Annotated in this window: 14 protein-coding genes; 8 read left to right on the plus strand and 6 right to left on the minus strand. The window is 64.0% G+C overall.

Annotated features, from left to right (window positions below):
* The first annotated feature begins 167 nt into the window (after positions 1 to 167).
* From C100_RS26430 to ftsH, 4 genes are all read left to right on the plus strand, one after another.
* The gene (locus C100_RS26430) at positions 168 to 1,094 is read left to right on the plus strand and encodes a hypothetical protein (RefSeq protein WP_031308524.1); all 927 of its coding nucleotides are present in this window, start codon (positions 168 to 170) and stop codon (positions 1,092 to 1,094) included.
* Positions 1,085 to 2,047: a tRNA lysidine(34) synthetase TilS gene (gene tilS / locus C100_RS26435; protein WP_024018022.1), complete on the plus strand. Its 963-nt coding sequence runs from the start codon at positions 1,085 to 1,087 to the stop codon at positions 2,045 to 2,047. Before C100_RS26430 ends, tilS begins: the two co-directional genes overlap by 10 nt.
* Positions 2,048 to 2,184: 137 nt before the next feature.
* Positions 2,185 to 2,376, plus strand: coding sequence for a hypothetical protein (locus C100_RS26440; protein ID WP_024018023.1), 192 nt, complete (start codon positions 2,185 to 2,187; stop codon positions 2,374 to 2,376).
* Between the two features lie 98 nt (positions 2,377 to 2,474).
* A complete protein-coding gene (gene ftsH / locus C100_RS26445) occupies positions 2,475 to 4,424 on the plus strand; it encodes an ATP-dependent zinc metalloprotease FtsH (RefSeq protein ID WP_031308526.1) in 1,950 nt (649 codons plus the stop codon).
* 132 nt (positions 4,425 to 4,556) lie between these two features.
* Here ftsH and rnhA read toward each other — a convergent pair whose 3' ends face one another.
* From rnhA to ispH, 3 genes are read right to left on the minus strand one after another with little or no spacing between them, the layout of a single operon-like run.
* Positions 4,557 to 5,003, minus strand: coding sequence for a ribonuclease HI (rnhA, locus tag C100_RS26450; protein WP_024018025.1), 447 nt, complete (start codon positions 5,001 to 5,003; stop codon positions 4,557 to 4,559).
* 51 nt (positions 5,004 to 5,054) lie between these two features.
* Positions 5,055 to 6,044 carry a homoserine kinase gene (gene thrB, locus C100_RS26455; RefSeq protein ID WP_024018026.1) on the minus strand — a complete coding sequence of 330 codons (990 nt, stop codon included), beginning with the start codon at positions 6,042 to 6,044 and terminating at the stop codon, positions 5,055 to 5,057.
* A gap of 3 nt (positions 6,045 to 6,047) precedes the next feature.
* The gene (gene ispH, locus C100_RS26460) at positions 6,048 to 7,007 is read right to left on the minus strand and encodes a 4-hydroxy-3-methylbut-2-enyl diphosphate reductase (RefSeq protein ID WP_024018027.1); all 960 of its coding nucleotides are present in this window, start codon (positions 7,005 to 7,007) and stop codon (positions 6,048 to 6,050) included.
* 159 nt (positions 7,008 to 7,166) lie between these two features.
* On the opposite strand from ispH, the gene C100_RS26465 reads away from it, so the two are divergent.
* The 4 genes from C100_RS26465 (at position 7,167) to nagZ (ending at position 11,545) form a co-directional block, all read left to right on the plus strand.
* Positions 7,167 to 7,775, plus strand: coding sequence for a hypothetical protein (locus tag C100_RS26465; protein WP_031308528.1), 609 nt, complete (start codon positions 7,167 to 7,169; stop codon positions 7,773 to 7,775).
* A 118-nt stretch (positions 7,776 to 7,893) separates the two neighbouring features.
* Positions 7,894 to 9,621 (plus strand): arginine--tRNA ligase, encoded by a 1,728-nt coding sequence (gene argS / locus C100_RS26470; RefSeq protein ID WP_031308530.1) that lies wholly within the window; start codon positions 7,894 to 7,896, stop codon positions 9,619 to 9,621.
* An 82-nt stretch (positions 9,622 to 9,703) separates the two neighbouring features.
* Positions 9,704 to 10,420, plus strand: coding sequence for an SPOR domain-containing protein (locus C100_RS26475; RefSeq protein WP_024018030.1), 717 nt, complete (start codon positions 9,704 to 9,706; stop codon positions 10,418 to 10,420).
* Between the two features lie 111 nt (positions 10,421 to 10,531).
* A complete protein-coding gene (gene nagZ, locus C100_RS26480) occupies positions 10,532 to 11,545 on the plus strand; it encodes a beta-N-acetylhexosaminidase (RefSeq protein ID WP_024018031.1) in 1,014 nt (337 codons plus the stop codon).
* A gap of 185 nt (positions 11,546 to 11,730) precedes the next feature.
* Here nagZ and C100_RS26485 read toward each other — a convergent pair whose 3' ends face one another.
* From C100_RS26485 to C100_RS26490, 3 genes are read right to left on the minus strand one after another with little or no spacing between them, the layout of a single operon-like run.
* Complete coding sequence (locus C100_RS26485; RefSeq protein ID WP_024018032.1) at positions 11,731 to 12,660, minus strand: alpha/beta hydrolase-fold protein; 930 nt, start codon at positions 12,658 to 12,660, stop codon at positions 11,731 to 11,733.
* 4 nt (positions 12,661 to 12,664) lie between these two features.
* Positions 12,665 to 13,843: a hypothetical protein gene (locus C100_RS48930; RefSeq protein WP_200866537.1), complete on the minus strand. Its 1,179-nt coding sequence runs from the start codon at positions 13,841 to 13,843 to the stop codon at positions 12,665 to 12,667.
* Entirely contained in the window at positions 13,840 to 14,151 is a 312-nt protein-coding gene (locus C100_RS26490) for a PadR family transcriptional regulator (protein ID WP_024018034.1), read from the minus strand. Before C100_RS26490 ends, C100_RS48930 begins: the two co-directional genes overlap by 4 nt.
* Between the last annotated feature and the right edge of the window lie 547 nt (positions 14,152 to 14,698).

Here is a 14,698-nt window from a genome sequence, read left to right on the forward strand (position 1 = left end):
GAGCACGGCGCAGGTCTTACTTTACCGCGCGGAATAAGGCTTTATGGTTAAGGTCAGCAGTGGTTGCCCGACTGGTGGGGGGCAGGCCGCTCTGATTTTGGTTTAATGCGATTATCGGATCGTCGGACGACATGTCTGATCGGAAATCGCCGCAGTCGGGGAACATCATGCGTCACGCCTTTTTCGCGACCTCAGCATTGATCGGGGGAGCACTGATCGCGATCGCGCCGCCGGCCGCCGCCCAGAGCGGCGTCGAGGGACGGGTCGATCGGCTGGAAAAGGAAATGCGCGCGGTGCAGCGCAAGGTGTTTCCGGCCGGTACGCCATTGGAGGCTGAAATCACCCGGCCTGCTGCGCCCGCCACCGCGCCAGGCACACCGGCATCGACCCCCGTGGCCGATCTGATCGCGCGCGTGGGCGCGCTGGAATCGCAGTTGGCGTCGATTACCGGGCAGGTCGAGGAAAACAGCTTCAAACTCCGTCAGATGGAGGAAGCCTTCACCAAATATAAGGCGGAGACCGACAGCCGGCTGGCCCAGGGTGCGCCGGCATCGCCAGCGACGGTGACGCCGCCCGTGTCGATGCCGACGAGCGAACCCGCGCCCGTTGCCGCCCGGCCTGCTGCGCCCAAGCCTGTGGCGCCTGCCGGCGCCAGCGAAGCGCGCAAGACCGCTGTCGCGGCGATCGAGCGGCCCGATACCGGCGACGCGGCCAATGACGCCTATACTTATGGCTTTCGTCTGTGGGACGCTAAATTTTATCCCGAGGCGCAGGCGCAGTTGAAGGCGACGGTCGAGAAATATGGCGACAGTTCGATCGCCAGCCGGGCGCAGAATTTGCTGGGTCGCGCCTATCTGGACGACGGCAAGCCGGCGCTGGCGTCGGTCGCCTTTTATGAAAATTACCAGAAGCGCCCGCGTGGCGACCGGGCGTCGGACAGCCTCGCCTATCTGGGCGACGCGCTGATTCAGCTCAAAAAGCCGGCCGACGCCTGCAAGGTCTATCAGGAACTGGATCAGGTCTATGGCGGCAGCCTGTCGGCCAGCCTGCGCGGGATGATGGACAAGGGCCGCGCCCAGGCGAAGTGCAGCTGACCAGCAGCGGGACGGGCGATCGCGCCGCGCTCGAGGCGGGGCTGGTCGCTGCGACACGGACGCTGATCGGCGAGGATGCGGGGTGGCGGTTCGGCGTGGCCGTGTCGGGCGGCCCCGACAGCATGGCGCTGCTGTTCCTCGCGGCCCGAGCTTTTTCCGGCCGGGTCTCGGCAGTGACGGTGGATCATGGGTTGCGCGCGGAATCCGCAGCAGAAGCCGCGATGGTCGCGCGTTGGTGCGAAGAGCAGGGCATCGCCCATGTCACGCTGACCCCCGATCGTCCGGTCCAGGGCAATGTTCAGGCCTGGGCAAGGGCGCTGCGCTATCGGCTGATCGAGGGCTGGCGCGTCGAACATGACATCGACTGGGTGATGACCGCCCATCATGCCGACGATCAGATCGAAACGCTGCTGATGCGGCTCAACCGGGGTTCGGGCGTGGCCGGACTTGCCGGCGTGCGCGCGCGGTCCGGGCATGTCATCCGCCCGCTGCTGGCCGTGCGCAAGGCCGCGTTGCAGGCGCTGGTCGGCTCGGAGGGGCTGCCGCATGTGCTGGACCCGTCCAATGCCGATCCCCGTTTCGACCGGGCGGCGTTGCGGGCGACGCTGGCTGCGGTGGACTGGCTCGATGCCGAGGCGGCGGCGCGCAGCGCGGCGGCACTGGCGGATGCGGACGCCGCGATCGATTGGACTGTGGCGACGCTGGCGGACATCCATGTCCGGGCGGACGGAGCGGTCTGGCGGCTCGATCGCACCGACCTGCCGCGTGAATATCTGCGGCGGCTGGTGTTGTATATGTTGGCGCAGGCGGACCCGGACGCCCCGCCGCCGCGCGGGGAAAGCCTCGACCATGCGTTAGGCGCGGCGGCGGCCGGGCGGCAGGCGAGTCTGGGCGAATGGTTGTTGAAAGGTGGCACCCGCTGGACATTGACGCCCGCGCCGCCCCGCCGATAATCTTCCGTAAGATGTTTCGGAAAGGTTCCACGGGTTGTCGCGCAGACATCACGGTCTGCCGAATTGATGCGGCGCAATGACCGATCCTTCATCATCGTCAGGCGTGTTCCAAGGCCTGTCGAGCGAGGATTTGCAGAATGGTTGAGTTTGCCGCGCTGACCTACGGCCTGCTGGCCAGCGTCATTCTTTCGGCGGCGCAGCGAAACCGGAAGCTGGCGCGCCCGCATCCCCCGCTGCTGCTCTATACCGGCTATCTGCTGTGCGGGCTGTCGGGCGGTCTGGCGCTCGCGCTCGGCTATGTCGCGCTGACGCTGCTGGGCTTTGCCTGAATATAGTCAGCCAGGGTAAATCGCCGGTCCGGCAGGATGCGCGCTTCGCTTGCGCTTTTGCGGGCGCGCCCTATCTTGGCGGGTGAAAGAGAGTGATGATGAACGACGAGAAAGACCCGCAGGGCAACCCCTGGATCAAGAGTGCGATGATTTGGGCGGGCGTGATCGTCGCCCTGCTGCTGTTCGTGTCGATGTTCGACAGCCGCACCGCCTCCACGGCGGGGACCGGCATCGCCTATTCCGAATTCCGTTCCAAGGTGCAGGACGGCCAGGTCAAGGAGGTCGCCATCGCGCCCGACCGGATCAACGGCATGCTGTCGAACGGGCAGAAGTTCAGCACGGTGCCGGTGAACGACCCTGGCCTGCCCAAGATGCTGGACGACTTCAACGTCAAATATTCGGGCCAGGCGGAGGAGCAGCCAAGCTTCTGGATGATCCTGGTCTACCAGTCCTTGCCGTTCCTGCTGATCCTGGGCATCGCCTTTTTCGTGCTGCGCCAGATGCAAAAAGGCGGCGGCGCGGGCGGTGCCATGGGATTTGGCAAGTCGAAGGCCAAGCTGCTGACCGAAAAACAGGGCAAGGTGACGTTTGACGACGTCGCCGGCATCGACGAGGCCCGTGAGGAATTGCAGGAAATCGTCGAGTTCCTGAAAGACCCCACCAAGTTCGCGCGTCTGGGCGGCAAGATTCCCAAGGGCGCGCTGCTGGTGGGTAGTCCCGGCACCGGCAAGACGCTGCTGGCCCGCGCCATCGCGGGAGAGGCGGGCGTGCCCTTTTTCACCATTTCGGGGTCCGACTTTGTCGAGATGTTCGTCGGTGTCGGTGCGAGCCGCGTGCGCGACATGTTCGAACAGGCGAAGAAGAACGCGCCCTGCATCGTCTTCATCGACGAGATCGACGCGGTCGGCCGCCATCGTGGCGCGGGTCTTGGCAATGGCAATGACGAGCGCGAGCAGACGCTGAACCAGTTGCTGGTCGAGATGGACGGTTTCGAGGCGAATGAAGGGATCATCATCGTCGCGGCGACCAACCGCCCCGACGTGCTGGACCCTGCCTTGCTGCGTCCGGGCCGCTTCGACCGGCAGGTCGTGGTGCCGCGCCCCGATATTGAGGGTCGCGAAAAAATCCTGGCTGTGCATATGAAGAAGGTTCCGCTAGCGCCTGACGTCAACCCGCGCACCATCGCACGGGGCACACCGGGCTTTTCGGGCGCTGACCTTGCCAACCTCGTCAATGAAGCGGCCTTGATGGCGGCGCGTCGCGGCAAGCGTCTGGTGGCGATGGACGAATTCGAATCGGCCAAGGACAAGGTGATGATGGGTGCGGAACGCCGCTCCATGGTCATGACCGACGACGAAAAGAAGATGACGGCCTATCATGAGGCCGGTCATGCCATCGTGTCTGTCCATGAACCCGCGTCCGACCCGATCCACAAGGCGACGATCATCCCGCGCGGCCGCGCGCTGGGCATGGTGATGCGCCTGCCGGAACGGGACAGCTACAGCTATCATCGTGACAAGATGCACGCGAACATGGCCGTGGCCATGGGCGGCCGTGTCGCCGAAGAGATCATCTTCGGCTATGACAAGGTTTCTTCGGGTGCTTCGGGCGATATCCAGTACGCCACCAAGCTGGCGCGCGACATGGTTACCCAATGGGGCATGTCCGACAAGCTGGGTCCGCTGCAATATGAAGAGCAGCAGGGCGAGACCTTCCTTGGCTATTCGCAGAGCCAGCGCACGCATATGTCCGACGAGACGGCAAAGCTGATCGACAAGGAAATCCGCGGACTGGTGGAACAGGGCTATGCCCGTGCCCAGGAAGTGCTGAAAGGTCATGAGGACCAGTTGCACCTGCTGGCCAATGCGATGCTGGAATATGAGACGCTGAGCGGCGAAGAGATCAAGACGCTGCTGGAGCAGGGCGAAATCACGCGCGAGGATGGCACGACGATCAAGCCGTCGGTCATTCCGGCAGCGGGCTCGTCCATCCCCAAGACGCGCAAGCGCAAAGGGCCGTTCGGCGATCCCACGCCCGCCGGCGCATAAGCGCGCGGCAGGTTTGAAACAGAAAGGGCGCGGCCGATGGCTGCGCCCTTTTTTAATCGTGGCGCGGATGTTGGCGCGCAGCGCAGCGGTGCATGGAACGAGGGGGGCGTTTGGACGAAGGCGCCAGCCGCCCTATCGCCGGAAGCTCTCCGCCGCAGCGCAGGCGAGTTGGTCGGCGCGTTCATTTTCGGGATGACCGGCATGGCCCTTCACCCATTTCCACGTCACCTGGTGACGGGCGGTGGCGGCCAGCAGCATCTGCCAGATTTCGGCATTCTTGACCGGCTTTCTGTCGGCGGTCTTCCAGCCATTTTTCTGCCAGCCGAAAACCCATTTGGTGATGCCGTCCATCACATATTTGCTGTCGGTGTGGATCGTCACCCGACATGGCTTTTTGAGCGTGGCCAGCGCTTCGACCGCCGCCATCATCTCCATGCGGTTATTGGTGGTCTGCGCCTCGCCGCCGGAAATTTCCTTTTCGGTGTCGCCAAAGCGCAACACCGCGCCCCAGCCGCCGGGGCCGGGATTGCCCTTGCACGCGCCGTCAGTGAAAATGTCGACTTGGGGAAGATCGGTCATGAATTCGGTAGTTCCATCATTGTGCTCCGGCGGCAGCAGGAGCACCTGGTGTTACGCGCCCAGCAGTTCCGCAGCGTCGGCGCTGGCATAGAAATCCAGCCGGCGAAGATAGGCCAGTGGATCCTTCCGCGTCACCAGCGCATCGGCCGGGGTGTTGATCCAGTCATAGGCGCGGGTCAGCAGGAACCGCAGGGCCGCGCCCCGGCACAATGTCGGGAAAGCGGCGCGTTCGGCGTCGGTGAGGCCATGCGCCTGGCGATAGCCCGCGCCCAGCGCCGCTGCGCGATCGCCGAACCAGGTCGCGCCGTCATTGCTGAACACCCAGGCGCTGTGGGTGACGGCGAGGTCATAGGCCCGGATGTCGGTGCAACTGAAGTAGAAGTCGATGAGGCCCGTCACCTCGTCCCCCAGCATCAGCACATTGTCGGGGAAGAGGTCTGCGTGGATGACGGAATGGGGCAGGTCGGCGGGCCAATGGGCGTCGAGATAGGCCAGTTCCGCAGCTATGCGGGCGGCGAGGCCCGGTTCGATCAGGTCCAAATCCTCGCCGCATTTGGCCGCCAGCATATGCCAGCCCTGCTTGTCCAGCGCGTTGCGGCGTTGGCCCGCAAAGCCCTGCGCGGCCTTGTGCAACTCGCCCAGCGCCACGCCAGCGGCGCGCGCCTGTGCGGGCGTGGGTTCGGTGACGCTGATGCCAGTCAGAAATTCGATCAGGCAGGCGGGGCGGCCCGACAATTGCTGGAGCCGGCGGCCCTCGCGATCGGCGATGAAACGCGGCACCAGGCATCCGCGTGCGCTCAGATGGTCGAGCAAATCCATGAAGAAGGGCAGGTCGGCTTCGTCCACCCGCTTTTCATAGAGGGTCAGGATATAGCGGTGGTTTCCTGAACCGCTATCCCCATATGCACCGGTGGTTTCCAGCAGATAATTGCTGTTTTCCACGCCTTCGGCGATGCCCTTGGCCGACACCAGCCGGCCAGCGTCGTAGCGGGTGAGGAAGGCGTCAATCTCTTCGGCGGGAACATGGGTGTAGACGGCCATGGCTCAGGCCGGCTCCAGTCCGCGCGGCAGTTTGAAGGCAATGCTTTCGCGCGCCGTCTCGACCTGTTCTTCCGTTACCGCGAACCGGCCCGCGATGCGGTCAACCACTTCCCGCACCAATATCTCGGGCGCGGACGCCCCCGCGGTCAGGCCCAACGTGCCGACATCTTTCAGCCACTGGAAATCAATGTCGCCGGCGCGCTGGATCAGCCTGGCGGGCGTGCCTTCGCGCTCGGCCACTTCGACCAGTCGCAGCGAGTTGGAACTGTTGGGCGCGCCGATCACATAGACCGCATCGCACCGGGCGGCGATCGCCTTGACCGACGTTTGCCGGTTGGACGTGGCATAGCAGATATCCTCCCCCTTGGGCGCTGCGATCGTGGGAAAACGGCGTTGCAGCGTATCGACGATGGCGGCGGTATCATCGACCGACAAGGTGGTTTGCGTCAGGAAGGCAAGATTGTCCGGATCAGCAGGGGCAAAGGCTTCGGCATCCGCGACCGTTTCGATAAGGCTCATGGTGCCGGCGGGCACCTGGCCGAAAGTGCCGACGACCTCCGGGTGCCCCTTGTGACCGATGAAGAGGATATGGCGACCACTATCGACCTGGCGCTCCGCCTGGCGATGGACCTTGCTCACCAGCGGGCAGGTCGCGTCCAGATAGTCGAGCCCGCGCTCCTCCGCCTTGGCCGGCACCGCCTTGGGCACGCCATGGGCGGAAAAGACCACGGGGACGCCATCGGGCACCTGGTCCAGTTCCTCCACGAAGATGGCCCCCTTGGCCTTCAGGCTGTCGACCACGAACTTGTTGTGGACGATTTCGTGGCGGACATAGACCGGGGCGCCATATTTCTCGATCGCCTTCTCCACGATGATGATCGCGCGATCGACCCCGGCGCAAAAGCCGCGCGGCGCGGCGATCAGCAGGGTCATGGGCGGCAGCGTTGCGGGCGCATCAGTCATGCCTTGCCGCTTAGGCGAATGTGCCGCGCGAGGAAAGCCGCTTCCTTGCAGTTGCGTGGCGGGCGGGGGATGGATAAGGAAGCCCAAAGCTTCTGGTCCTTTGCGGGCCGCGCCAAGGAATATCTGCCTGTGAAAAAATCTTCTATCGCCCTGACCGCCATGCTGGCCCTGGCTCTGGCAGGCTGTTCGCGGCGGGGTGAGATCGATCCGACGGGTGGCATCGTCACGGTGCGATCGGCCTGCCCGGTAGCGGCGATTCCGGCGCAGACCGGCGACATCACGCTGTTCAACCCGGCCAGCAGCACCGACGCATCGGCCATCGACGTGGTGGCCAACATCACCGATCTGCGCTCGACCTGTGCGGATGGCGACCAATTCTATACCGAAGCGACCTTCACCGTAAACGCGCGCCGCAGTGACGCCAGCGCGGCGCGACAGGTCGTGCTGCCTTATTTTTCCGCCGTGGTGCAGGGCGGCAGCGCCGTCGTCGCCAAGCGGGTGGGCCAGGTGACGCTGAACTTCGCGCCGGGCGCCTATCGCGCCAGCGCGCAGGCCAAGGCGGGGTCTTATGTCAACAAGTCCGCCGCGACGCTGCCCGCGGACATTCAGGACAAGATCGTGCAGAAGCGCAAGGCGGGCGACGCCGACGCCGCGATCGACCCCTTCGCCCAGCCGGACGTCAAGGCCGCGTTGCAGCGCACCAGTTTCGAACTGCTCGTGGGTTTCAACCTGACCCAGGATCAACTTCGATATAATGCGACCCGCTGAGCGCGAACCCGATAGTCCGTTCGCCCTGAACTGATCGAAGGGCTGTTCTTCTTTCTAGAAAGTGCAGGCTTCGATACGCTCTGCCCGAACGGGTTTTTAGCTTTTTCGAGGAATGCCCGTGTCCCTTTATACCCGTTTCACCGCTCATCTCGACGCCGTGCTTGACGCACTGGAGGCAGAGGGCGTGTTGCCCGCCGGGCTGAACCGCAAGCCCGTGACGGTCGAACCGCCGCGCGACCCAAGCCATGGCGACCTGGCCACCAACGCCGCCATGGTGCTGGCCAAGCCGGCCGGCACCAACCCCCGCGCACTGGCGGAGGCGATCGTGGTCAAGCTCCAGGCGCTCGACGAAGTGACGAGCGCGGCCATCGCCGGCCCCGGCTTCATCAACCTGACGCTGACCGACGCCACCTGGCGCGCGGAACTGGGCGCGATCCAGGCGCAAGCTGCCGATTACGGCCGGTCCGATTTCGGGCGGGGCGTCACCGTCAATGTCGAATATGTGTCGGCCAACCCGACCGGCCCGATGCATATGGGCCATTGCCGGGGCGCAGTGGTGGGCGATGCGCTCGCCACCCTGCTCGAATATGCCGGGCATAAGGTGATCCGCGAATATTATATCAATGATGCGGGTGGTCAGGTGGACGTGCTCGCCCGCTCTGCGCATCTGCGCTACCGCGAGGCGCTGGGCGAGGATGTCGGCGCGATCCCCGAAGGTCTGTATCCGGGCGATTATCTGGTGCCGGTCGGGCAAGCGCTTGCGGCCGAATATGGCGAGCGGTTCGTCGGCGCGCCGGAAGGCGACTGGCTGGTGGTCTTCCGCACCTTCGCCGTGGCGAAGATGATGGACATGATCCGCGACGACCTCGCGCTGCTGGGCATTCATCACGACATTTTCTCGTCGGAAGCCGAATTGCAGGCGGCGGGCAAACCAGGCGAGGCCGAAGCCTGGCTGCGCGCGCATGACCTGGTCTATGATGGCGTGTTGGAAGCGCCCAAGGGCGAGTTGCCTGACGATTGGGAACCGGTGGAACTGCCGTTGTTCCGCTCGACCCGGTTCGGTGACGATCAGGACCGGCCGATCAAGAAGTCGAACGGGTCATGGACCTATTTCGGCGCCGACATGGCCTATCATTTCCAGAAGGCGCAGTCTGCCGACCAGTTGATCGACATATGGGGGGCGGACCATGCCGGCACGGTCAAGCGCATCCAGGCCGCGGTCACCGCGCTGACCGAGGGTCGGGCGCGGTTCGACGTCAAGCTGATCCAGATGGTCCGCCTGCTCCGTGATGGCGAGCCGGTAAAAATGTCCAAGCGCGCAGGCAATTTCGTGACGCTGGCCGATGTCGTGCGGGAAGTGGGCAAGGATGTCGTCCGCTTCACCATGCTGACCCGCAAGGCCGACGCACAGATGGACTTTGATTTCGCCAAGGTGGTGGAAGCGTCGAAGGACAATCCGGTCTTCTATGTTCAATATGCCCATGCGCGCATATCGTCGCTGGGCCGGCGGGCGGAGGAGGCGGGGATTGATCTGCCTGCGCCCGACCTGTCCCTTCTTGGGACGGCGGAATTGAGCCTGGTGAAGCTTGCCGCGCAGTTTCCGCGCGTCGTGGAAGGCGCAGCCCAGACGCGCGAGCCGCATCGTATTGCTTTCTATCTCAACGACTTGGCGTCGGCCTTTCATGGCTGGTGGAATATGGGCAATGACGATCCGCGCGCGCGTGTCATTGTGGCCGATGATCCGGCGCTCACCGCGACCCGCCTTTTCCTTGCTCAGGGAATCGGGCAGATTATTCGCAACGGCCTGGCCCTGATGGGCGTGGTCGCGCTGACCGAGATGCAGTGAGCGTTGTTATGTGCCGCATTTTTCGATGCGTCGGTCGTTCGGGCCGGGCTGAGAAATATGTGAGAGGCGGAGTGTTCTGACGATGGGCGAATATGCGCGAGGCCGACTCGATCTGGACGATGAGGATCGGCTGCCCTGGCTGGAGCCGGCGATCGATGAGGAAGAGGAGCGGATATCGCCGCTGCGGATGCTGGGATTGATCCTGTTGGGGCTGGTGCTGGTCGGCGCGGTTGTGGCCGGTGTCTGGTGGACGCAGAATCGCAATGGCGGCGCCGGTGGCGAGGGTCAGTTGATCGCTGCGCCCGAAGGCGACTATAAAATCCCGGCCAACGAAGCCGATGCCAAGAAATTCGAGGGCGAGGGCGATGCCAGCTTTGCAGCCAGCGAGGGCGTGGCCCGGGATGGACGGATCGATCCGAGCCGCGTGCCCGAGGCGCCGATCACCGGCACCGTGCCAGCGCCCGGCGCGGCCAAGCCCGCCGTTTCGCCGCGCGCCGGACAGAGCGTGACCGCGCCCGTCACTGACGGCACTGCGGCCAAGCCGGCGGCTGCGTCCAGGGCGACGCCAACGAGCGGCACGATCCAGCTGGGCGCCTATGGCAGCGCATCGGGTGCCAAGGATGCGTGGGGCAGATTGTCGAAACGCTTCGCCTATCTCGCTCCGCTCGCCATGACGGTCGAACCGGCGCAGGTCGGCGGCGGCACCGTCTACCGCCTGCGCGCGAGCGCGGGCGAGCAAGCCGCGATGGTCTGCGGCAAGTTGAAGGTCGCGGGCGAAAGCTGCCTGGTGGTGAACTGACCAACGGCTGTTAGCTGGGGTGTGCGAATGGGAAGGTCGCGCGACCGATGGTTATGCCTCCGTCGCCATTTGCGCTTCGACAGGTGGGCCGGGCGGCGCTAGATTGCAGGCATGAAGCCTGTCATCTTCGGCCTTGCCGGTGAAACCCTGAGTGCGGACGAGCGCGCCTTTTTCGCGGAAGCGGAACCGGCGGGCTATATCCTCTTCAAGCGCAACATCGTCGACCGGGCGCAGCTGCGCGCGCTGACCGACGATCTGCGGGCCATTCATGGCCGCGACGACCTGTTGATCATGATCGATCAGGAGGGGGGGCGCGTGACCCGGATGCAAAGCCCGGTCTGGCCGAGCTTCCCGCCCGGCGCGGTGTTCGACCGCCTCTATGACGTGGCGCCGTCCAGCGCGATCGCGGCGGCGCGGGCCAATGCGCGGGCGATCGCGCTGACCCTGGCGGAAGTCGGCATCACCGTCGATGCGCTGCCTCTGCTCGACGTGCGGCAGGACGGAGCGAGCGACATCATGGGCGACCGGACGCTGGGTGCCGACCCGATGCGCGTCGCGGCGCTGGGCCGCGCCGTGCTGGAAGGGCTGGGCGAAGGCGGCGTGGTGGGCATCGTCAAACATATGCCCGGCCATGGGCGCGCCCTGGTGGACAGCCATCTGGCGTTGCCGGTGGTGACGGCGAACCTCAACGCGCTGGAAACCGATATTGCGCCCTTCCGCACGCTCAACCGCGCGCCGATGGGGATGACGGCCCATGTCGTCTATACGGAATGGGATGCGGACCGACCCGCCAGCCTGTCGCCGACCGTGATCGGCACCATCATCCGGCAGCGCATCGGCTTTGACGGCCTGCTGATGTCGGACGACCTCGACATGAAGGCGCTGAAGGGCGGCATCCCGGAACTGGCGGCGGGGGTGGTGGCGGCCGGGTGCGACCTGGCGCTGAATTGCTTCGGCAAAATGGACGATATGGTCGGCATTGTCGAAAGCTTGCCAGAGATCAGCGCCCTGTCGAAGGCGCGGCTGGATCGCGCCATGGCGAGCGTGGCGCGCGGAACCGATCAGCCGCCGCTGGCGGAATTGCTGGCCACGCGGGACCAGTTGCTGGAGCCTGTTGCGGCTTGAGGGGGCTAGTGGCCTGTCATTCTTTCGCGTAATTGGTGCGGGTGGGGTGGTTTCAGTCGGTCAGCTTTTGGAGAGTTAACCGGCGATAGCTGCCGCTGCGCTGTAAAGATCGTTCGGCAACAATCGCCTAATGTCGGTCATTCCGTTACGAAGAGTATATCGCCAAAACCCGCCATTCGCCGGCCTTAGGATATGAGAAAAGCGGCCAGCGAGGATATGTCGGTGGAGCAGTGTCCGCCGTAAATTGGATGCCATTCGGTTTCGATGCCTCGTTGATCCGCCATTTCGGCCAACCGCTCCGTGCCCTCGAAGTTGCCATAGGCGTCGTAAAGGCCGTTCGACAGATAGAGTGCAGGGTAGTCGGGGCCGGCGCTTTCGATCAAATCGATTGGCGACATGCGTCGCCATTCAGCATCGTTCGCCGCATAAGTCCGGGCCATGAGCCAGACGCCGAAGATATTTTTGGGATTGGCGCCTGTTCGCTTCATCGCTTCGCGGATCGTAGAAAACGATGAGAACGGCGACATCGTGTATACGCCGGGGCACAGGGCCGCGACCTTATCGAACCGGTCCGGATGGGAAAGGCCGGCGATCAGGACGTTTAGGCCGCCCATCGACTCTCCCATTAGGAGGCGCCGACGCAGACGTCCGACCTTCGTCTCGATCGCGGGCAGTCGGACCATGAAATCGTCCAGCAGCCCACTGTCGGGCTTCTCCCCTTTCGGGGTCAGCAGCCAAGTCGAGCCGTAGGAAACGGTCACGACGGTGGGCGGAAGTTCGGGGCGACGCTGCCAATCCGACTGGATCAGAGCCGTCATGTATGTGTCGTCGTTCCAGATGTGCTCGTCGAGGTTGCGACCGTGAAGATGGTAGACGACATCGCCGTTGGTCCCACGCCGATCGCGAAAGACGCAGTAGCGAAGCGATCCAGACGTGCCGCAAGTTTCCCCTGCCGGGCGGAACGAAACCTTTTGAGCGCCCCGCGTCCGCGTGATTTCGCCCCATGCATAGTAGATCGAGGCCACGATGATCGCGACAACGAGCCAATATCTATATGGGCGCGACGTCATCAGCCAAACCATGCGGCGCAACTTGCCGCGAGTGGAGGCCGTCATGCGATCAGGCCAGTCCGACGAGGAGATGGCGGTCGGACAGTGTCCCGTCTTTCTCGTCACAAGCGCGGGAGACCGCGCCAGCACGGACCCCCGCCAGCTTCGGCAAGGCCAGCAGGCTTATTGCGTAACCGATGATGGCGCTGCCCCCATAGCCGACAATCGGCGTTGGGTAGTTGCCGAGGGCAGCCGCTACTATCGCGGCAAACCAGACCGCACCGAAAACGGCATAGGTCGCGCGGTTGCCGGCATCACGCCACCAACCGACGATCGCGGGAACAAGTAAAAGCACCGAACCGGCCAGCACAGCCAGACCGGCACCGACATGAACGTCAAAGGCCGAGTTGAGGATTTGATCGACATAGGGGACTGCCGGCAGCATATCGGCACGAGCCAGCGTGGCCGCGAAGCCGGCGACGCCCGCGGCGAGCGCCACGCTGAGATGTTTGTCACGGTGTATGACTGCTAGCGCGACGAGGCCTGATGCAAGCATCCCGGCCATCGCCCGATCGGGTTGCAGCGCCAAAGCGGCGGCCGCTGCGACGATGCCCCCGGTCGCCAGCACGCTACGAGTTCGGCTGAAGGCGAGGAGCATTACCGGCAACAGGATCAGGCTCGGTTGGATGGCCAGCTCGCCTAGCCTCACCCAGCGAGCTGCGCCCTCTACCTCGGAGCCAAGAAGAGCGGTCGCCAGGAGCGTGCCCGCAATCGCGATGATCGCACCGCCTATCCGCGTTTGACCAGGTGCGTTTGCGCGGCCGAGAAGCGCCAGCATCGTCAGCCCGATCACCAATGCGCCGGCGTTGACGGCGAGATAACGCATCGGCGCACCGGCGATCGCCATATATACCACACCGAGCATCACGGCGCCGATTGCGCAGGCGATGCCGAGCGCGCGAGGGCGACGCACCGTGGCGTCTAAGATGTGCATGGCGGTCGATCCTTTGAAAAGCGAAGCGCCATTTACGGTTAGCGTGGCGAAGGGTTGAAGAAGATGCGAAACAACTGCCCGCGGCATCAGCCCGCAAAGGCTGTCGAGCGTGAACAGGAGCGCCCTGGTATCATCCGGGATGCTGGCCGCCTCGCAGCGGACCGCCCATCCCCATGACTGCAACGAAGGCGGCAATGTCGCTTGCAACGCGCGGCAGGCAAGGTTGGTCAGACCCCTGCGAAGGCCAAGGCTCATATGGTCGCCTCCTTGCTTGGACCGGCACGTGTCGCCGCCTTTCCCGGCGGATTGTTCAAGGCAAGCTGCCTTCCGCTAGCAGTCAGCCTGTAGGCATGTCGCGGCGGTCGCCCCCCTTCAGGCTGCTGCTGCCATTCCGCTTCGAGATAGCCTTGCGATTCCAGACGGATAAGGAGCGGATAGAGCGTGCCCGATTTGACATCGGCAAGCCGTGCCAGTTCATATCCGTGAGACCATTGGCCCTTGGCATCGAGCAGGACGGCGAGAACCATCCGGGCATGGGGTGAGAGTGCACGTGTTCGAGTCATACGCACTAACTCTACCTAGATAGATTTAGTGTCAAGCGGTAAATTCGCCTCTGCTCTAGGCAATGTAGATCAGCGCATCTTTCCCACGGTGGCGAGCTTCGAGAACCTTTTGTGTTCCCGCTCTCTACTCGTTTTGAGATGGCAGCTATTTCGACCTCATGCTCAAAAGCCGACAGTCGCGAAACCACCAGATTTGGCCATTAAGTCTTCTACCTGCCATCTGAATAAGTGGCCGGTTTCAGGGACGCGGATGATCTGACCGAATGACCAAAAATGGTCGCTTCCTGCTACTCAATATTCTCAATAGCATGCCTGTGCAGATACAAAGCAGCAGGGGTAACAGCGGTCGATTGCCCTCACGCTTCGCCTGAGACCCCAGCCTTCGCTGGGGTGACATAGTGGGACGTGGCCGCTTTCCAGCGGCCTTGCACCACACTCAACGGTCCGATCCCGCTCGCTTCAAGCTTGTCTGAATTGCTCCGCTGTCTGGCGCCAGCAGCCTAGCCGCCGCCGGGCGCGTTATGGCCACCTGCGGGCACCGGCCCCC

Origin of the sequence: Sphingobium sp. C100, assembly GCF_000508185.1 — a bacterium.
GTDB lineage: Bacteria > Pseudomonadota > Alphaproteobacteria > Sphingomonadales > Sphingomonadaceae > Sphingobium.